The 17,723-nt window shown below is 68.4% G+C and carries 19 protein-coding genes and 1 tRNA gene; 9 read left to right on the forward strand and 11 right to left on the reverse strand.

Translation table 11 applies throughout. The features are described 5' to 3' along the window. Positions 1-41 precede the first annotated feature (41 nt). The 7 genes from JNO53_RS08520 (at position 42) to JNO53_RS08550 (ending at position 6,530) form a co-directional block, all read left to right on the forward strand. Complete coding sequence (locus JNO53_RS08520) at positions 42-548, forward strand: YbjN domain-containing protein (protein WP_203109636.1); 507 nt, start codon at positions 42-44, stop codon at positions 546-548. Between the two features lie 136 nt (positions 549-684). After that, complete coding sequence (locus JNO53_RS08525; protein WP_203109638.1) at positions 685-1,428, forward strand: Bax inhibitor-1/YccA family protein; 744 nt, start codon at positions 685-687, stop codon at positions 1,426-1,428. A gap of 148 nt (positions 1,429-1,576) precedes the next feature. Continuing rightward, complete coding sequence (locus JNO53_RS08530; RefSeq protein ID WP_203109640.1) at positions 1,577-2,890, forward strand: hypothetical protein; 1,314 nt, start codon at positions 1,577-1,579, stop codon at positions 2,888-2,890. 92 nt (positions 2,891-2,982) lie between these two features. Then, positions 2,983-3,058 (forward strand) — tRNA-Ala (locus tag JNO53_RS08535). A 241-nt stretch (positions 3,059-3,299) separates the two neighbouring features. Further along, on the forward strand, positions 3,300-4,361 hold the full coding sequence (gene cgtA / locus JNO53_RS08540) for an Obg family GTPase CgtA (RefSeq protein ID WP_203109642.1): 1,062 nt from the start codon (positions 3,300-3,302) through the stop codon (positions 4,359-4,361). Positions 4,362-4,488: 127 nt separating this feature from the next. Further along, positions 4,489-5,622 (forward strand): glutamate 5-kinase, encoded by a 1,134-nt coding sequence (proB, locus tag JNO53_RS08545; protein WP_203109644.1) that lies wholly within the window; start codon positions 4,489-4,491, stop codon positions 5,620-5,622. Then, complete coding sequence (locus JNO53_RS08550; protein WP_203109647.1) at positions 5,619-6,530, forward strand: NAD-dependent epimerase/dehydratase family protein; 912 nt, start codon at positions 5,619-5,621, stop codon at positions 6,528-6,530. Before proB ends, JNO53_RS08550 begins: the two co-directional genes overlap by 4 nt. A gap of 78 nt (positions 6,531-6,608) precedes the next feature. Here the strand turns inward: JNO53_RS08550 and JNO53_RS08555 are convergent, their stop codons facing one another. From JNO53_RS08555 to JNO53_RS08595, 9 genes are all read right to left on the reverse strand, one after another. After that, positions 6,609-7,403 (reverse strand): phosphoadenylyl-sulfate reductase, encoded by a 795-nt coding sequence (locus JNO53_RS08555; protein WP_203109649.1) that lies wholly within the window; start codon positions 7,401-7,403, stop codon positions 6,609-6,611. Next, a complete protein-coding gene (locus JNO53_RS08560; RefSeq protein WP_203109651.1) occupies positions 7,396-7,890 on the reverse strand; it encodes a DUF934 domain-containing protein in 495 nt (164 codons plus the stop codon). Before JNO53_RS08560 ends, JNO53_RS08555 begins: the two co-directional genes overlap by 8 nt. After that, positions 7,883-9,517 carry a nitrite/sulfite reductase gene (locus JNO53_RS08565; protein WP_203109653.1) on the reverse strand — a complete coding sequence of 545 codons (1,635 nt, stop codon included), beginning with the start codon at positions 9,515-9,517 and terminating at the stop codon, positions 7,883-7,885. Before JNO53_RS08565 ends, JNO53_RS08560 begins: the two co-directional genes overlap by 8 nt. After that, on the reverse strand, positions 9,517-9,813 hold the full coding sequence (locus tag JNO53_RS08570) for a DUF2849 domain-containing protein (RefSeq protein ID WP_203109655.1): 297 nt from the start codon (positions 9,811-9,813) through the stop codon (positions 9,517-9,519). The genes JNO53_RS08565 and JNO53_RS08570 overlap by 1 nt, the downstream gene beginning before the upstream one ends. Next, positions 9,810-10,568 carry a uroporphyrinogen-III C-methyltransferase gene (cobA, locus tag JNO53_RS08575; RefSeq protein WP_203109657.1) on the reverse strand — a complete coding sequence of 253 codons (759 nt, stop codon included), beginning with the start codon at positions 10,566-10,568 and terminating at the stop codon, positions 9,810-9,812. Before cobA ends, JNO53_RS08570 begins: the two co-directional genes overlap by 4 nt. A 98-nt stretch (positions 10,569-10,666) precedes the next feature. Next, positions 10,667-11,692: a mechanosensitive ion channel family protein gene (locus JNO53_RS08580; protein ID WP_203109662.1), complete on the reverse strand. Its 1,026-nt coding sequence runs from the start codon at positions 11,690-11,692 to the stop codon at positions 10,667-10,669. Then, entirely contained in the window at positions 11,689-12,942 is a 1,254-nt protein-coding gene (gene metC / locus JNO53_RS08585; protein WP_203109664.1) for a cystathionine beta-lyase, read from the reverse strand. Before metC ends, JNO53_RS08580 begins: the two co-directional genes overlap by 4 nt. After that, a complete protein-coding gene (locus tag JNO53_RS08590) occupies positions 12,894-13,739 on the reverse strand; it encodes a sulfurtransferase (protein WP_203109666.1) in 846 nt (281 codons plus the stop codon). The genes metC and JNO53_RS08590 overlap by 49 nt, the downstream gene beginning before the upstream one ends. A gap of 41 nt (positions 13,740-13,780) precedes the next feature. Continuing rightward, a complete protein-coding gene (locus tag JNO53_RS08595; RefSeq protein WP_203109668.1) occupies positions 13,781-14,932 on the reverse strand; it encodes a hypothetical protein in 1,152 nt (383 codons plus the stop codon). A gap of 108 nt (positions 14,933-15,040) precedes the next feature. Here JNO53_RS08595 and queF point away from each other — a divergent pair, with 108 nt between their 5' ends. Next, positions 15,041-15,499, forward strand: coding sequence for a preQ(1) synthase (gene queF, locus JNO53_RS08600; protein WP_203109670.1), 459 nt, complete (start codon positions 15,041-15,043; stop codon positions 15,497-15,499). After that, positions 15,496-16,878, forward strand: coding sequence for a class II fumarate hydratase (gene fumC / locus JNO53_RS08605; RefSeq protein WP_203109672.1), 1,383 nt, complete (start codon positions 15,496-15,498; stop codon positions 16,876-16,878). Before queF ends, fumC begins: the two co-directional genes overlap by 4 nt. Before the next feature lie 65 nt (positions 16,879-16,943). On the opposite strand, the gene JNO53_RS08610 is transcribed toward fumC, so the two are convergent. Both JNO53_RS08610 and JNO53_RS08615 read right to left on the reverse strand, forming a co-directional pair. Continuing rightward, entirely contained in the window at positions 16,944-17,129 is a 186-nt protein-coding gene (locus tag JNO53_RS08610; RefSeq protein ID WP_203109675.1) for a hypothetical protein, read from the reverse strand. Between the two features lie 56 nt (positions 17,130-17,185). Beyond that, on the reverse strand, positions 17,186-17,398 hold the full coding sequence (locus JNO53_RS08615; RefSeq protein ID WP_203109677.1) for a hypothetical protein: 213 nt from the start codon (positions 17,396-17,398) through the stop codon (positions 17,186-17,188). Positions 17,399-17,723 lie beyond the last annotated feature (325 nt).

The following is a 17,723-nucleotide window of genomic DNA, read 5'->3' on the forward strand; positions in this document are numbered from 1 at the left end:
TGCATCGAGCGGCTCGTTACTCCTAACCGGGACTTAACCTCATGAGAACGGGCGCGAAGGGCATTCTGAACGGCGACGACGCGGCACCCGTGGACATGCTCGCGGCGTTGTTCGAGGCGCGCGGGTGGCCGTGCAGGTCATTGTCGGAAGAGGAAATTCTCGGAGAGATCCAGGGGAGCTGGGGCAAGTACCAGTTGCGTGGGATCTGGCGGCACGAGGACCGGGTGCTGCAACTGCTCAGCCTGCCCGACATTCGCGTCCCGCGCGAGAAGATGCGCGACGCCTACGAGTTGCTGGCGCTGGTCAACGAACAGCTCTGGCTCGGTCATTTCGACATCTGGTCGCAGGGCGACATGCTGGTCTATCGCAACGGGGTGATGCTCGGCGCGGACGGCCTCCTGGGCCTCGATCAGGCGCAGGCGCTGGTGGAAACCGCGATCGACGAATGCGACCGGTTCTACCCGGCGTTCCAGTTCGTGCTGTGGAGCGACAAGGCGCCGCGCGAGGCGCTCGCCAGCGCGCTGGTCGACGCCGCGGGGGAAGCCTGAGTGCCATCGACGGGGAACACCGCGCGAATCGCGCACGATTTCCGTGCTCCGACCTTGAAAATCCTCCCCAAACCGCAGATATTGGCGGGGTTAGCCGGCAGCTATTCCGCTGCCGGCAGAGGAGAGTTGAAAGACAATGGCTGATTGGAACGAACCCCGCCGGTCTCAGACGGGATTCGGTGCATCGCCCGGCTATCGCGGCCAGGTCGCCACCGGCGAGACCTTCGACGCGGGCCTGCGGCAGCATATGCTGTCGATCTACAATTACATGACCTCTGGCGTGCTGCTCACCGGCATCGTCGCCGCGCTGACGGCGCGGTCGGGTCTTGCTGCGCAGATGGTCGGCAGCCCGCTCATGTGGCTGGTGATCCTGTCGCCGCTCGCCATCGTGTTCGCGATGAGCTTCGGCGCCAACCGCTTCAGCAAGACCACCCTCCAGGCGATGTTCTGGGGCTTCGCGACGCTGATGGGGCTGTCGCTGTCGACGATCTTCCTCGTCTACACCGGCGCCTCGATCGCGGCGACGTTCTTCGCCACGGCGGCCGCTTTCGCAGGCCTGAGCCTGTTCGGCTACACCACGAAGAAGGACCTCAGCGGCTTCGGCAGCTTCCTGATCATGGGCGTCATCGGACTGCTGGTCGCGATGGTGATCAACATGTTCCTCCAGTCGCCGGGGCTGATGTACGCGATCAGCTTCATCGGCGTGCTGATCTTCGCGGGTCTGACCGCCTACGACACGCAGCGGCTGAAGGAGCAGTACTTTCACCTGCGGGGCACCGATTTCGCCGGCAAGGCGATCGTGCTCGGGGCGCTGAGCCTCTATCTGGATTTCATCAACATGTTCCAGTTCCTGTTGGCCTTCATGGGCAATCGCGAATAATCGCACACAGGACTCGTTTCATCGTGCCCGGGGCGCTCCATGCGCCTCGGGCATTTTCTTTGCATCTGCCAGCGTTTAGGGTCAGTGCTTAAGGCTAGCGCAATCCGCGATGGGGGATCGTGGCGCGGGCAATGGAGGGTACGTGGTAATGTTCGCACTGACCAAAGGTCGGATTCAGCTTCTGGCGATTGCCGGGGGCATGGCAATGCTGGCAGGCTGCGCGACACCGCCCCCTCCGCCCCCGCCCCCTCCGCCGCCACCGCCGCCGGTCAAGGTCATTCCGCCGCGCCCCACGCCGCCGGACAACGCGACCACCTCGATGTTCATTCCGCCGGTCGGGCCCGATGGCATTCGGCGCACGGTCAACTACGGGATCTCCACCGCGCAGACGACCTGGAACGTGCGGTCCGCGCTGAACGTGGCTGCGCTCAATTGCCTCGACACCGAGCACGCGGACATCCTGCCCGCCTACAAGTCCCTGCTCGAGCGGCACGAGCGCAAGCTCGACAAGACCAACGACGCGCTGCTGAAGGAATACCGCGAGAACTACGGTTCCGAGGGGCGCGAGGCCTACGACCGCTACATGACGCAGGTCTACAACTACTTCGCGCTGCCGCCCGCGCTGGACGACTTCTGCGACGCCTCGCAAAAGGTGGCCCGCGACTCGTTGCTGGTGGAATCGGACGATCTCGACAACTTCGCGCTGCGCAGCCTGCCGGTGATCGAGGCCGTATTCGAAAGCTTCTTCCGGGCTTTCGAGCGCTACCGGACGGCGGTGCTTTCGTGGGATGCCGAGTACGGGCCGCCGCAGCCGGCCGGCGGGCTCACGGGCGCGACCGCCACTGCGCTCGCCATGGCAGACGTGCTTCCGGACGACGATCAGGGCGTGCAGGCGATCGCGTCGTTCGACCCTTCGCCCAGCGTGGCGGTAGCTCCGGCCAGCACCCTCACACCCGCGGATGGTACGGCGATAGCTGCATCGGGCGCGCTTGCGAGTGCCGATCAGGTGACCTCGTCGGTCGAACTCTCGACCAGTGCGACGCCGCCTGCCAGCACGCTCGCCGACGTAAGCGGCGCGGCCGTCGCGGCGCCGGACGCGCTTCCGGGCACCGGCGAGACGGTGCAGGCGATCGCCTCGTCCGATCCGGGCGCGAGCGTTGCGGCCCCGCCGGCTGCGGATGGAATGCTGGTCCTGCCGCCGATGGATACGGCGCCGGCGCCGGGCCAGGCGATCACGCTTCCTGCCACCGAGCAGCAGCAGCCGGTCCGCATGGTCTCCCAGCCGGTCGTTCAGGGCGAAAGCGCGGCGCAGCCGGGCTTCGGGCTGACGCTCCAGCCGGCGATCGAAGATAACGAGGCGGGCGCTCCGGTAACGGCGCAGCCCGCGCAGCAGCCCACCATCGTCCTGACGCCCGAGCCCGTCCCGGAAGCGGTGGACGAAAGCGGAACCGGCGGGGAGTGAAGCGCTGCGATTTTGCCCTTTGCAGCGCGCTGCGCATTCGCTAAGGGGCGCCCTCGCCAAGCGGACCTACCGCTTCGCGACAGACCTGGAACGGGGCCGTAGCTCAGTTGGGAGAGCGCGTCGTTCGCAATGACGAGGTCAGCGGTTCGATCCCGCTCGGCTCCACCAGGTTTTGATTTGGTCAAAACCTGGTTTTTTGTTTCCGCACGCGCATCCGCGCGCGCGATGTCCTCGCGCCTTAGGCGCTGCGGGCGGGCGGTCGCCCTTGCGGTCCCTACGGGACCGGACTAGCGCGAACGATCCATTGTTGACGCTTGGTCGCGGTAGCCAAAGGCCGACCGGCCGTCGCGCCGAATGGCGCGGTAGCCAAGGCCGCGGATGCGGCCGCCGGCGCTTGAGGCCAAACAAAATGCACTTTCTCGATCAAGCCAAGATATTCCTGAAGTCCGGCGCGGGCGGGCCGGGGGCGGTCAGCTTCCGGCGCGAGAAGTATATCGAGTACGGTGGGCCGGACGGCGGCAATGGCGGCCGCGGCGGCGACATCGTGTTCGAGGCGGTAGCCGGCCTCAATACGCTGATCGACTTCCGCTACACCCAGCACTTCAAGGCGCAGCGCGGCGCGCACGGCATGGGCAAGGACCGCACCGGCGCCTCCGCCCCCGATCTCGTGATCGAAGTGCCCGTGGGCACGCAGGTGCTCTCGGAAGACAAGGAAGACGTGCTCGCCGATTTCACCGAAGTCGGCCAGCGTGTCGTCTTCCTCGAAGGTGGCATGGGCGGGCGCGGCAACGCCAGCTACAAGACCAGCACCAACCGTGCCCCGCGTCAGCATCAGCCGGGCGAGCCGGGGCAGGAGATGTGGGTCTGGCTGCGATTGAAGCTGCTCGCTGACGTCGGGCTGCTCGGTCTGCCCAATGCGGGCAAGAGCACTTTCATCAACCAGGTGACCAACGCGCGCGCCAAAGTCGGCGACTATGCCTTCACGACGCTGATCCCCAAGCTCGGCGTGGTGCGGCACAAGGGGCGCGAGTTCGTGCTCGCCGACATCCCCGGCCTGATCGCGGGTGCGGCGGAGGGCGCGGGCATCGGCGACCGCTTCCTCGGCCATATCGAGCGCTGCCGCGTGCTCATCCACCTGATCGACATCGCCGGGAACGATCCGGCGGAGGCGATGCGCGTCGTTCAGGCCGAACTCGCTTCCTACGGAGAAGGACTGGCGGAGAAGCCGCAGCTCATCGCGCTCAACAAGGTCGACCTTGCCGATCCGGAACTCGTTGCCGGATTTACCGAGGAACTGTGCGCCGCGGGCGCCGACGAGGTGTTCGGCGTGTCCGGCGCGACGGGCGAGGGTGTCGAAGCACTGCTCGATGCGATCCTCGGCTATCTCCCCGACCGCACGGCCACCGAAACCAAAGGCGGCGAAGTGGAGGACGTGGCGGAGGAAGAGGGCGACTGGTCGCCGCTGGACTGACATTCCGGCAAACTCGGCCACCCACTCCGGCTGGCGCGGCCGGCTTTCGATCAAGCGCAGCGGACGTGCGCTGGAACCCAGCGTTCGCGGGGATGACGGGGGCAGATGGCTCGGCTAAGCGCCACCCATGTCCATCGCCGACCTCCCCCACCTTACGGATGCCGCGGCCTGCCCGCGGATCGTGCTCAAGATCGGCTCCTCGCTGCTGGTGGACGGCGAGGGCCAGCCGCGCCGCGCGTGGCTCGACTCGATCGCCGGCGAGATCGCGGCCCTGCGGCGCGGGGGGCAGGACGTGGTCGTGGTCAGTTCCGGCGCGATTGCGCTCGGCGCCGCGCGGCTGGGGCTGGAGAAGGGCGGGCGCGGCAGTCTCGCCGATGCGCAGGCCGCTGCTTCGGTCGGCCAGATCGCACTCGCTTCGCTGTGGTCGGACAAGCTTGGCGCGCAGGGGCTGACCGCGGCGCAACTGCTGCTCACGCTCGACGATCTCGAGGATCGCCGGCGCTATCTCAACGCTTCCTCCACCCTTGCACGCCTGCTCGAAAGCGGCGCGGTGCCGGTGGTCAACGAGAACGATAGCGTTGCCACGCAGGAGATTCGCTTCGGCGACAACGACCGGCTCGCGGCCCGTGTGGCGCAGGCGGCCCGGGCGGATGCCGTGCTGCTGCTGTCGGACGTGGACGGCCTCTATGATCGCAACCCGCGCGAGGCCGGGGCCCGGCTGGTGCCGGTGGTCGAGGGCGTGGACGATACCGTGCGGGCCATGGCCGACGGCGGCTCGTCCTCCGGCCTCGGTTCGGGCGGCATGGTGTCGAAGCTGCAGGCCGCGGAGATCGCCGGACGTGCGGGTATCGCGCTGGCGATCCTCAATGGCACGCATCCCGCGCCGATCGCGCGCGCGCTGGATGGCGGGACCGGGACGCTGTTCCTGCCGCCGCGCCGCGACCGCGGGCGCAAGGCCTGGCTGGGCGGCCGGCTCAGCCTTAAGGGGGCGCTCACCGTGGATGCAGGCTGCGCCACCGCGCTCGCGCAGGGCGGCAGCCTGCTCGCGGCGGGCGTGACCGGCGTGGAGGGCACGTTCGAGCGCGGCGACGCCGTGGCGGTCCGCGATCCGCAAGGCCGCGCGATCGCGCATGGTCTCGTCGAATACGGCGCCGCCGAATGCACGGCGCTCAAGGGCCGGCGTAGCGGCGAACACGCGGCGCTCCTGGGTTACGCCCCGCGCGCGGCCGTGGTCCACCGCGACCATATGGTGCTGCTGTGACGCTCGCGCTGACCGGAGGCACCGGGTTTGTCGGGCAGGCGACGCTGGATGCGATCGAGCGGCACGGGCTCTCGGCGCGAGCGCTGGCGCGTGCCGTGCCGAAGGATCGGCGCAAGGGCGTCGAATGGATCGGCGGCAGCCTGGCCGACCGGGCCGCGCTTGCCCGGCTCGTGGAAGGAGCGGAGGCGGTGGTCCATATCGCCGGGCTCACCAGTACGCTGGAGCCGGCCGCGTTCGAGATCGCCAATGTGGCCGGGACGCTGGCGCTGATCGAAGTCGCCAAGGCGGCGGGCGTGCCGCGGTTCGTGTTCGTTTCCTCGCTCGCGGCGCGGCGGCCCGAGCTTTCGGCCTACGGCGCCTCCAAAGCGCGCGCGGAGAAGATCGTCCAAGCCAGCGGGCTCAACTGGACGATCGTGCGCCCGCCGGGCGTCTATGGCCCGCGCGACCGCGATATATTCGAGCTGTTCCGCGCCGCGCGCCGCGGCATCGTGCCGATGCCTCCGCCCGGGAACGCGTCGATGATCCATGTCGACGATCTCGCGGAGCTGTTGCTGGCTCTGATCCCCGGCGGCGAAGGCGTGACCGGTGCGGTGTTCGAACCCGACGATGGGCGCGAAGGCGGCTGGCCGCATCGCGAGCTCGCGCGCACGATCGGCTGGACGGTCGGACGGCGGCCGTGGGTCCCGCATCTCTCGCGCGGCACGCTCGAATGGGTCTCGCGCGTCGACTGCGCCGTGCGGCGCAACCGGGCCCGTCTCACACCCGATCGGGTGAGCTACATGTGCCATCCCGACTGGGTCGCCGATCCCGCGCGCAAGGTGCCGGAGAGCCTGTGGACGCCGCGCATCCCCACGCGCGAGGGACTGAAGGCGACGGCCGACTGGTACCGCGAGCAGGGCTGGTTGTAGCTCCACGAGTCCCCGCCTTGGCGGGGGCTCGGTGATCGGCGAAGTGCCGGTGGCGGCCCCCTTTCGCGGAGGCTCGGATCAGAACGCCGGATCGAAGCCCGGGGGCAGCTCGCCCTCGTCGGTGAGGGGAGTGTGGATGCCGCACTCGGTCTTGTCCCAGCCTTTCCAGCGGCCGGAACGCGGGTCTTCGCCCGGGGCGACCTTGTGCGTGCAGGGGCTGCAGCCGATCGAGGGATAGCCCTGCTCGACCAGTGGGTGCCGGGGCAGGTCGTGCTCGGCCATGTAGTTGGCGAGATCGTCCGCGGTCCAGTCGATCAGCGGATTGATCTTGAGGCGTCCCTGGGAGTCGGAGGAGTCGACTTCAAACCTCGGTAAATTCGCACGTGTGGCCGATTGGAAAGCTTTGCGGCCGGTCAGGGTCGCGTCGTAGCCGCTCAGGGCGGCGGCGAGGGGGAGGACCTTGCGGATCTCACAGCAGCCGTCGGGGTCGTAGGACCAGCGCAGACCCGTCTCGTCGCGTCTGGCAAGGAGTTTGGGGTCGGGCTCGAGGTTGACCAGCCCGGTCAGCCCGAGCCGCTCGACGAGCGTGTCGCGGTAGGCGAGCGTTTCGGGGAAGTGCTTGCCGGTCTCGAGGAACAGCACCGGCAGTGCGGGGTCGATCTGCGATATGAGATGAAGCAGAACAGCGCTTTCCGCGCCAAAGCTCGACACAGTGGCAAGCTCGCCGACCAACCCGTCCGCGATCACCGTGCGCAGCATCTCGACCGTGTCCGCGCCGCGGAACATGCGGTTGAGCCGGATCGCGTCGGCGTCCGTGAAGCGCGGGCCGGTATCGATCCGGTCCTTGATGCGGATCGGATCGGCTTCAGCCATGGCGAAGCTGCCAGATCGGCACGTCGTCGGCCGCCGCGTGCTGATAGACATGCGGATAGCGATTGAGCACGCTTTCCACATCGGCCCGGTCGAGCGGCACATTGGGCGCGAAGCTGTCGAACCCGCAGCGGCGCATGAAATAGATCAGATCGACCAGCACATCGCCGATCGCCTTGATCTCCCCCTTGTAGCCCATCTCGCGCAGGATGCGCGCGCTGGAAAAGCCGCGGCCGTCGCGGAACTTGGGGAAGTCGATCTCCACCAGCCGCACCCGGTCGAGCACCGGCGCGAGGCGGCGCACGTCGTCGCCCGCCTCGATCAGCACCGACACCGCGTTCGATTGATCGAGGAACGTGTCGAGCGTCACCGCCGGCTCGTCCGGGGCCGGATCGTCGCGGAAGCGCAGCCAGTCGCGCTCGCCGCCCGGGGTGGGCTCCAGCGTGCCCGGTCCGCCGCCGGGGCCGCCCGCGCTCGGATCGTCAGCCATAAATCGCCTCCTTGAATCCATCCATTCCGACGCGGCGGTAAGTGTCGAGGAACCGCTCGCCCGGCTCGCGAATTTCGCGGTAGCGCTCTACCGCGCGTTCGACCGCATCGACGATCCCCGCCTCGTCGAAGCCGGGGCCGGTGATCTTGGCCTGGCTCGTCTCCTCGTCGCCCGAACCGCCGAGCAGGAGCTGGTAGTTCTCCGTACCTTTCCGATCGACGCCGAGAATGCCGATGTGGCCCGCGTGGTGGTGCCCGCAGGCGTTGATGCAGCCGCTGATCTTGATCTTGAGCTCGCCGAGATCCTTCTGCCGGTCGAGATCGGCGAAGCGCTCGGCGATCTTCTGCGCGACCGGGATCGAGCGCGCATTGGCCAGCGTGCAGTAATCGAGCCCCGGGCAGGCGATGATGTCGGTCACCAGATCGAGGTTGGCATCGGCCAGACCCGCTTCGCGCAGCGCCTGCCAGATCGCGTAGAGATCGGCCTTGCGGACATGCGGCAGGACGAGGTTCTGCGTGTGCGCCACACGCAGCTCGTCGAAGCTGTAACGCTCGGCCAGATCGGCGACGACCTCCATCTGCTCGGCGGTCATGTCGCCGCCGATGCCCTGGATCGGCTTGAGGCTGATGTTGGCGATCGCGTAGCCCGGCGCCTTGTGCGGCGCGACCTGCTGATCGACCCAGACCGCGAAATCGGGGTCCGACCGGTCGATCTCGTCGGGCAGGCCGGTCTCGAACGGCGGCGGCGTGAAATAGGCCGCGATGCGCTCGTATTCCGCCTGGGGAAAGTCGGTGCCCAGCGTCAGGATGTGCTGGAATTCCTCTTCCACCTGACGGGTGAACTCTTCCTCGCCCAGTTCGTGGACGAGGATCTTCATCCGCTGCTTGTGGATGTTGTCGCGCCGCGCGTTGCGGTTCCACACGCGCAGCACCGCCTGCAGATAGCTGAAGATCTGGTGCTGCGGCACAAAGTCGCTGCTCTTGTAGGCGATGAACGGCGTGCGGCCCATGCCGCCGCCGGGATAGACTTCGAAGCCGATCTCGCCCGCGTCGTTCTTGACGATGCGCAGGCCGAAGTCGTGCCAGCGCATCGCCGCGCGGTCTTCCTTCGCCGCGATCACCGCGATCTTGAACTTGCGCGGCAGGTAGCTGAATTCCGGCATGAACGTGGTCATCTGCCGCAGCGTTTCGGCCCACGGGCGAGGGTCCATGATCTCGTCGGCCGCGGCACCGGCGTAGTGATCGGCGGAGATGTTGCGGATGCTCTCGCCGCTGGTCTGGATGCAGTGCATCTCGACCTCGGCCAGCTCGGCGAGAATGTCGGGCGCCTGCTCCAGCTTGATCCAGTGGTACTGGAGATTCTGCCGGGTGGTGAAGTGCCCGTAGCCCCGGTCGTAGGTCCGCGCGATATGTGCCAGCTTGCGCAACTGCCTGCTGTTGAGCGTGCCGTAGGGGATGGCGACGCGCAGCATGTAGGCATGGAGCTGGAGGTAGAGACCGTTCTTCAGCCGCAGCGGCTTGAACTGGTCGTCGGTCATCTTGCCTTCCAGGCGGCGGCGCGTCTGGTCGCGGAAATCCTCCACGCGCGCATCGACCATCGCCTGGTCGTATTGGTCGTACTTGTACATCAGATCACCCAGTTGCCCGCGTTGGGGTCGGCCGGTTTGAGAGTCAGGTCGGGACGCACGGTCGGGCCGAGCGCGCGGATGCGGTCCTTGATGTGCGCGGGGCGCACGCCTTCGGCGGTCTTCTCGCCGTCGATCGCGTAGGGGCCGTTGACGCGGCACTCGGCTTCCTCGCGCGCCATGATCGCCTCGGCCCGGTCGCCGGCGTCCACCGCGTCCTCGACGTGGAGCGACCAGCCCTCGCCGTCCCACCAAACCACGCTCCCGGTCTTGAGGTCGTTGCCGGTAAGAATCTTCATGCCTGCGCCTCCAGCGCGAATTGGGCGAGCGCCGCGTCCTCGCGCGCGGTGACTTCGCCGATGACGATGAGCGCCGGGCTCCTGACCCGTTCGCGCTCGACGAGTTCGGGCAGGCCTGCGAGGGGGCCGCGGAGCACGCGCATGTCCGCGCGGCAGGCGTTTTCGATCACCGCCAGCGGCATGCCGGGCGCGAGGCCGTCGGCCATGAGCTTCTCGGCGATTTGCGGCGCGGTCTTCACGCCCATGTAGATCACCAGCGTGCGGCCCTTGCCGGCGAGGCCGGCCCAATCCTGATCGGACAGCCCCTTGCACTGGCCGGCGACGAAGCTGACCACGCTGGCCGCGTCGCGGTGGGTGAGGGCGATCTGCGCCGCGGCGGCCGCGCCGTTGGCGGCGCTGATGCCCGGCACGACTTCGACGGGTACGCCGGCCGCCCGGCAGGCCTCAACCTCTTCGCCGCCACGGCCGAAGATGAACGGATCGCCGCCCTTCAGCCGCACGACATCGCGCCCGGCGAGCGCCTCGCGCACGAGCAGGGCGCAGATGTCTTCCTGCGGCAGCGTGTGGCGTGCGCGGCGCTTGGCGACCGAGATAAGCTCGGCACTCGCGGGGGCGAGTGTCAGCACGGCGGGATCGATCAGCCCGTCGTGCACGACAAGCTCTGCGCGCTCGAGCAGCCGGGCTGCGCGCAGCGTCAGCAGGTCAGGATCGCCCGGCCCTGCGCCGACCAGATAGACGGTTCCGACATTTTTCATCCGGCCAAGATGCGCGCAGGGCCGCGCAGGCGCCAACGAGAATGGATGTCAGTACCGCTAGGATTGGTTTTGAAAGCGCGGATAGGCGCGCCGCAAGCCTAGCTTTCGCTCCTGCCCCGCTGCGAAAGCGCGGCGATAAGCTGGTCGAGCTGTTCGCTGCTCTTCAGGTTGATGTCGCGCTGCGGGAAGGGCATGGCGACCCCGTGTTCCTGGAAGGCGCGCCATACGCTCTTGAACACTGCCGAACGGACGTTGTTGACCCCTTCCTCGGGGTCGCTGATCCAGAACCTGATTTCGAAGTTTATCGCGTTGTCGCCGAACCCCATCAGGCGCACCGCGGGCGCCGGATTTTCGAGCACGCGCGGGGTGCCGACCGCCGCCTCCAGCAAGAGCTTCTCGACCAGGTCGAGATCGCTGCCATATGCGACGCCGACCGGCGCCTTCACCCGCACGTCGCGCGAGCTGTAGGACCAGTTCTCCACCTGGTTCACCATCAGGTTCTCGTTGGGAATCAGGTATTCCTTGCGGTCGCGGGTGATGATCGAGATCGCCCGGATGCCGATCTTGCGGATCTGGCCGAAGCTCTCGTTGCCGGCCATGTCGCTGACCGCGATCACGTCGCCCGGCTTGATCGAGCGGTCGGTCAGCAGGATGATGCCCGCGATCAGGTTGCCGAACGTCTTCTGCAGACCGAAGCCGATGGCGAGGCCGAACGCGCCCGAGAACACCGCCAGCGCTGTCAGGTCGATCCCGAGGATGTCGATGCCGATCAGGATCGCCAGCGCCCAGATCACGATCGACACGACCTTCTCGGCCAGCAGGTGCTGGGTGGCATCGAGGCGCGACACGCGATGGATCAGGCTGCGCGCAATCCACACGCCGATCCGCGCCAGCACGTAGACGCCCAGGATCACCAGCAGGACGACCAGCGCGCTCCACAGCGAGAAGCGGGTGTCGCCGACGGTGAAGCCCATAGCGTCGAGCCATTCGATGCCCTCACCGATCGTCATGCTGTGCTCGGCGACGGCATCCTTCAGCGATTCGGCGCCGACGACGGCTTCCTCCTCGACCGGAACGGTTGTCGGCGAGACGGCAGGCGCACGGGTTGCGGCGGGAGCGCTCATGCTTGCTCCATCGCAGCGAAACCGCGTTCGAGATCGCGGATGAGATCGCCAGCGTCCTCGAGCCCGATCGAGAGGCGGACGCCCCAGCGGTCGGCGGGGTTCCGGTCCGCGGGCGGCCAGGGGGTGGCGCTGCGGATCGCCGCAGGGTCGATCGGCAGTGCGAGGCTTTCGTAGCCGCCCCAGCTGAAGCCGATGCCGAACAGGGTAAGCGCGTCGACGAAGCGCGCGGCCGCGGCTGCGTCGCGGCCTTTCAGGACGAAGCTGAACAACCCGCAACCCCCGGTGAAGTCGCGTCGCCAAAGGTCGTGGCCGGGAGCGCCGGGGAGCATCGGGCAGAGGACTTGAGCGACCTCTTCGCGCCCAGCCAGCCAGCGGGCGATCGCGAGCGCGCTCTCGGCGGATTTCTCCAGCCGCACGCCCATCGTGCGCAGGCCGCGCAGGGCGAGCGAGGCATCGTCGGGGGAAACCACGTGGCCGAGCGCCTGGGCGGTCTGGCGCAGGGGACCGTACCAGCGGTCGCCTGCGCTTGCGGCGCCCATCATCAGGTCGGAATGGCCGCCGACGTGCTTGGTCAGGCTCATGATCGCGATGTCGCAGCCGCGTTCGAGGGCGGGGAAGCCGAGCGCCGAGGCCCAGGTGTTGTCGATCAGGCTGACCGCGCCTTTCTCGCGCGCGATGGCGGCGAGGGCTGGCACGTCGCACACCTCCATCGTCAGGCTGCCCGGGCTTTCCAGCAGGACCGCGCGGGTGCGGTCGCAGAACCGGCTGGCAAAGCCCTCGACGTCGAGCGGGTCGAAGAAGCGGCTCTCGACGCCGAAGCGCTTGAGCAGGCCGTTCGCCATGATCCGGCTCGGCTCGTAGGCGTTGTCGGTCACCAGCAGCACGTCGCCGGGCCGCAGTACGGCCATCAGCGCGCCGGCGATCGCCGCCACGCCGCTCGGGTAGAGCACGGTGCCCGCAGCGCCGGGTTCCAGCCCGGTCAGCGCATCGGCCAGCGCCCACTGCGTCGGCGCGCCGCGGCGGCCGTAGAAGAACCGGCCGTCCGCGTTGTGCTTGCCGCCTTCCCTGAGTGCGGCGGTGTCGGGGTAGAGGTGCGTGCTCGCGCGCCAGACCGGCGGGTTGACGACGGGGCCGGTCCATTCCTCGCGCCGGCCCGCGCCGACGAGGCGGGTGTTGGCGCCGTGGCTCTCGTCCGCACCGCTCACCGGGCGGGCCCCATTTCCCTGGGCGCGGTCGGATCGGCGCCCCATTCGCTCCAGCTTCCGTCGTAGAGCGCCGTGTCCTCCTCCTTGCCGAGCAGGGCCATGGCGAACAGCAAGACGGATGCGGTCACTCCGCTGCCGCAGCTCGTGACGACGGGCCGTGCGAGGTCGATGCCCGCGTCCGCGAAGGCGGCGCGCAGTTCGTCCTTACGCTTGAAGCTGCCGTCTTCGTTCAGCACCATGCGGAAATCGAGATTGCGTGCGCCGGGGATATGGCCGCCCGGCAGGTTGTGGACGGTGTCCACGGTTTCGCCGGTGAACCGGCCGGCGTCGCGCGCGTCGACCACCTGCTCGGCCGCGGTATCGATGTTGGCGAGCACCGCGGCCTTGTTCCGCGCGCGGCGCAGGTCTGCGGTGTAGGTGCCGGGCGCGACCGGGACCGGGCGGCTCTTGCCGGCTTCGAGCGGGCGGCCCTCGGCGCTCCATTTGCCGAGCCGGCCGTCGAGCAGAGCGACGTCCCGCCATCCGAACATGCGGAAGATGAACCATGCGCGGGCGGCAGTGCGCGGCGCGCTGTCGTCGTAGAGCACGACGCGGCTGCCGGGCCTCACCCCCAGCGCGGCGAGGCGCAGGGCGAACTGCTCCGCCGTCGGCAGGGCTGCCACGATCGGCGAGGCGTCGTCGTTCAGCGTTGCGAGGTCGAGAAACTGCGCGCCGGGAATATGACCCTCGGCGAATTCGGCCGCCGCATCGCGCCCGGCGCTCGGCAAGTGCTTGGTCGCGTCGAGCACGGTGACGGTGCCGAGATTGTCCGCCAGCCAGGCGGTCGAGACGAGCATGTCCATGCCGCAGGGGGTAGCGGCGGCGGTGCGCTGCGTCGAGGGGGTCAGTCGAGCGGACGCAGCCCGATCGCGTTGTAGCTTTGCGGCATTTCGTCGAGCCGGAAGGGGCGCAGGCGGCCGCCCTGGCGGTCGGGAAGCTGGCCGATCAGGAAGGTGCGCGCGATCGGCTGCCTGCCCTTGGCCGTCAGGCGAACGCGCAGCAGCGGGACGTAGACCGCGGCGCGGCCCTGCGGGATCGCGCGGACTTGGCCCAGCGGCAGTCGCACCTCGTGGGCGAGCTCCCGGGTATCCCCCGGCTCGAGCGCATCGAGCGTGCTCAGCGGCGCGAGCGCGGTGGCGGGATCGGCGACCTGCTCGCCGATCGGCACGGCCCCGTGCGCGGTGACGAGATCGGCCTCGACCGCAACGCCCTCCCATCGTTCCGCGCCCTGGTTCTCGAGCACGAGCCGGAACGCGAAGGTCGCATTCATCATGCTCTTGCTCAGGCGGACGGGCAGGGCATGGAGCGTGACCGGAGCGGCCAGCGTCTTTCCGGGCAGCGGCGGCGGAGGAGGCGCGGGGCGGGCGGCGGGGGCCGGCGTCGGTGCCGGTCTGTCCGGCGGGGTCTCGCGGCGCACGAGCGGCGGCTCGACGACCGGCACGGGCGCCAGCGCTTCCCTGCGCCGGAGATACCAGAACGCCCCGCCGGCGATGCCGAGCGCCGCGATCAACGCGGCGAGCCAGATCATGATCGAACTGCCGCTTTCCGGCGGCTGGGCGGTGGTTGCAGCGGGCACGGAGGCTGCGGGCGGAATCGAGGGCGCGAATTCGGTCGGTTGCGGTGCCGGCTCGTCCGCCGGACTCGGCGTTGGCGACGGGGTGGCGGTCGGCGCGGTCTCCGGGACCGGTTGCGGCTGCTGCCGCGGCGTATCGGCCGGCGCGGGCCGGGCCGGCGTCGGGCGCGAGGCGGGCAGGGTCAGCGTCGGCGTCGGGGTGGGTGTCGGTGTGCTCGTCGTGGGCGTATCGGTCGGGATCACCCGCGGGGTCGTCCGCACCTCGGCTTCCGGATCGACCGGGCCCTGGACCTCGGGCGTCGGCGTCGCGTCCGGATCGGGCGGCAACCGGAAGTCGCGCGCCGAGCCCGTCTGCTGCGCGAGCGACGGTGTGGCGAGCGCCAGGGCCAGAACGGCGGCCGAAACTGAAGTGCGAATGTCCATAAATCCCGAAGGTGTTCCCGAATCCCGGGTCGCGCTGAATAGGCTGTGAATCGCAAACGGCAAACCCGCGGGCTTGTGCACGTGACGCGATGAGACCACATGCGGCTTATGAGCGACACACCGCAGACCACGCATCTCGGCCAGGCGAGCAGCCTGCCCGCCTCGCCCGAAGAGGCGCGGCTCGACTATGTCCCCAACCCGCGCACGGGCGCGCTGTACCTGGTGCGTTTCGCGGCGCCCGAATTTACCTCGCTGTGTCCGGTGACGGGCCAGCCGGACTTCGCGCATCTGGTGATCGACTATGCACCGGGTGACACGATCGTCGAATCGAAGAGCCTCAAGCTGTTCCTCGGCAGTTTCCGCAACCACTGCGGGTTCCACGAGGATGTGACGGTCGGCATCGGGCAGCGGCTCGCCGCCGAGATGAAGCCGCGCTGGCTGCGCATCGGCGGCTACTGGTATCCGCGCGGCGGCATTCCGATCGACGTTTTCTGGCAGAGCGGCGCGCCGCCGGAAGAACTCTGGGTCCCCGATCAGGGCGTCGCCAGCTATCGAGGGCGGGGATGAGCGAGACGCGGACCGAAACCGACACCATGGGTCCGGTCGAGGTGCCGGCCGATGCCCTCTGGGGCGCGCAGACCCAGCGCTCGTTGCAGAATTTCCGCATCGGTGGCGAACGCCTGCCGCTCCCGCTGATCCGCGCGCTGGGCACCGTCAAGCGGGCCGCGGCGGAGGCGAACCGCGATCTCGGCATTCTCGAACCGAAGCTCGCCGATGCGATCGTCGCGGCAGCGCAGGAAGTGATCGACGGCCGGCTCGACGACCAGTTTCCGCTGGTCGTGTGGCAGACAGGATCGGGCACGCAGTCGAACATGAACGCCAACGAAGTGATCGCCAACCGCGCGATCCAGATGCTCGGGGGCACGGTCGGCTCGAAGGCGCCGGTCCACCCGAACGATCACGTCAACAAGAGCCAGTCGTCCAACGACACCTTCCCCAGCGCGATCCATATCGCGGCGGCGGGCGAGGTCGTGCGAACGCTCCTGCCCGCGCTGAGGGCCATGCAGGCCGATCTCAGCGCCAAGGCGAAGGATTGGGCCGATATCGTCAAGATCGGCCGCACGCATACGCAGGACGCTACGCCGCTGACGCTGGGGCAGGAATTCTCCGGCTACGCGGCGCAAGTCGCGAACGGGATCGCGCGGATCGAGGCGACGTTGCCCGGTCTTTACGAGCTGGCGCAGGGCGGCACGGCGGTCGGCACGGGGCTCAACGCGCCGGAGGGTTTTGCGGACAAAGTCGCCGACCGGATCGCCGCGATCACCGGCCTGCCGTTCACCAGCGCGCCGAACAAGTTCGAAGCGCTCGCCGCGCAGGACGCGCTGCTCTTCGCGCACGGGGCGCTCAACACGCTGGCGGCGAGCCTCTACAAGATCGCGAGCGACATTCGTCTACTCGGCTCCGGGCCCCGCTCAGGGCTGGGCGAACTGGCCTTGCCGGAGAACGAGCCGGGCAGCTCGATCATGCCGGGCAAGGTCAACCCGACCCAGTGCGAGGCGATGACGCAGGTCTGCATCGAGGTGTTCGGCAATCACGCCGCGCTGACGTTCGCCGGCAGCCAGGGGCAGTTCGAGCTCAACACATACCGCCCGATGATGGCGTGGAACTTCCTGCGCTCGGTGCGCCTGCTCGCCGATGCGGCGGAGAGTTTCAGGGAGCATCTGCTGGAGGGCCTGGAGCCGCGGCGGGAGAACATCGCCCGCGGGGTGGAGAACTCGCTGATGCTGGTCACCGCGCTCGCGCCCGCGATCGGATACGACAAGGCGGCTGCGATCGCCAAGACGGCACACCGGGAAGGCCTGACCCTCCGCGAAGCCGCACTGCGGAGTGGCCACGTCACCGCCGAGGATTTCGACCGCCTCGTGCGGCCGGAGGACATGGTCTGAGCGGCCGCTGAGCGGCGCGATCTCGGAATCGGCGAACCCGATACGTCAGCGCCATAGCGGCGGCGTCAGGTACCGCCGCCGTCGCTTTTCGGCGCGAGAATAGCGGCTGCCGAACCGTCCAGCAGCGGGAGGATGCCGTTTCGGACGAAGCGGGACAGTTCCGCCTCGTCCTCCAGGTCGATCGGGAACCGGTCCTCCGCGAGGATCAGCGCGAAACCTTGCGGCGCCCTGTAAGAGAGTTGGCAAACCAAGGGACTAGTTGAATTCCGCACCATTTCGCTCTGCGCCGCCAGGAACGCGGGCAGCTTCAGGCGTAGTGAAAGGTGGTGAATATCACCGCTAACGCCAGACCGAACGCCATCAGCATCACGCCGGCGATACGCCTCGCGTAGATTCGCGGATCATCGTCTGCGTTGTCGCGGGATCGATCCGTCGGTCGCGGCGAAGGCTTCTTGAACGCGATGAGGAGCCCGGCCACGATCAGCAGCACGCAAAATGCATCGAACAGGAAAATGTTCATCCCGGCTCCTCAAATGAACGACCGGCAATAGGGAAACCGGCGCCTCATACTATGGTCACCGGCGCAGAATCCAGGGTGCAATGGGTATGGAGAAGCGCGGCGGGCGCCGTTTTCGCTGCCGTTGACGACGCTCCGCCAAGGGCGATGACCGTGGTGGTCGGCTTTCGCAAGTTCGCGGTGACGGGTATCCGGCACCCGAAGCCGCAATTCGCCGCGCTCCGCCCTCGTGCATTCAGAGCGACCTTCACGCGGACGTGCCGGGCATGGGTGAAGACGGGCGGGTGGGTTGGGGAACGGATATAAGGATTTCTTTATATATCTATTG

This window comes from Altererythrobacter sp. C41, from assembly GCF_016803135.1.
Lineage (GTDB): Bacteria > Pseudomonadota > Alphaproteobacteria > Sphingomonadales > Sphingomonadaceae > Pelagerythrobacter.

Coding starts and splice junctions, on each gene's coding strand:
- JNO53_RS08520 (WP_203109636.1), top strand. CDS start 42: ATGAGAACGGGCGCGAAGGGCATTCTGAACGGCGACGACGCGGCACCC.
- JNO53_RS08525 (WP_203109638.1), top strand. CDS start 685: ATGGCTGATTGGAACGAACCCCGCCGGTCTCAGACGGGATTCGGTGCA.
- JNO53_RS08530 (WP_203109640.1), top strand. CDS start 1,577: ATGTTCGCACTGACCAAAGGTCGGATTCAGCTTCTGGCGATTGCCGGG.
- cgtA (WP_203109642.1), top strand. CDS start 3,300: ATGCACTTTCTCGATCAAGCCAAGATATTCCTGAAGTCCGGCGCGGGC.
- proB (WP_203109644.1), top strand. CDS start 4,489: ATGTCCATCGCCGACCTCCCCCACCTTACGGATGCCGCGGCCTGCCCG.
- JNO53_RS08555 (WP_203109649.1), bottom strand. CDS start 7,403: ATGGCTGAAGCCGATCCGATCCGCATCAAGGACCGGATCGATACCGGC.
- JNO53_RS08560 (WP_203109651.1), bottom strand. CDS start 7,890: ATGGCTGACGATCCGAGCGCGGGCGGCCCCGGCGGCGGACCGGGCACG.
- JNO53_RS08565 (WP_203109653.1), bottom strand. CDS start 9,517: ATGTACAAGTACGACCAATACGACCAGGCGATGGTCGATGCGCGCGTG.
- JNO53_RS08570 (WP_203109655.1), bottom strand. CDS start 9,813: ATGAAGATTCTTACCGGCAACGACCTCAAGACCGGGAGCGTGGTTTGG.
- cobA (WP_203109657.1), bottom strand. CDS start 10,568: ATGAAAAATGTCGGAACCGTCTATCTGGTCGGCGCAGGGCCGGGCGAT.
- JNO53_RS08580 (WP_203109662.1), bottom strand. CDS start 11,692: ATGAGCGCTCCCGCCGCAACCCGTGCGCCTGCCGTCTCGCCGACAACC.
- metC (WP_203109664.1), bottom strand. CDS start 12,942: ATGGGGCGCCGATCCGACCGCGCCCAGGGAAATGGGGCCCGCCCGGTG.
- JNO53_RS08590 (WP_203109666.1), bottom strand. CDS start 13,739: ATGGACATGCTCGTCTCGACCGCCTGGCTGGCGGACAATCTCGGCACC.
- JNO53_RS08595 (WP_203109668.1), bottom strand. CDS start 14,932: ATGGACATTCGCACTTCAGTTTCGGCCGCCGTTCTGGCCCTGGCGCTC.
- queF (WP_203109670.1), top strand. CDS start 15,041: ATGAGCGACACACCGCAGACCACGCATCTCGGCCAGGCGAGCAGCCTG.
- fumC (WP_203109672.1), top strand. CDS start 15,496: ATGAGCGAGACGCGGACCGAAACCGACACCATGGGTCCGGTCGAGGTG.
- JNO53_RS08615 (WP_203109677.1), bottom strand. CDS start 17,398: ATGAACATTTTCCTGTTCGATGCATTTTGCGTGCTGCTGATCGTGGCC.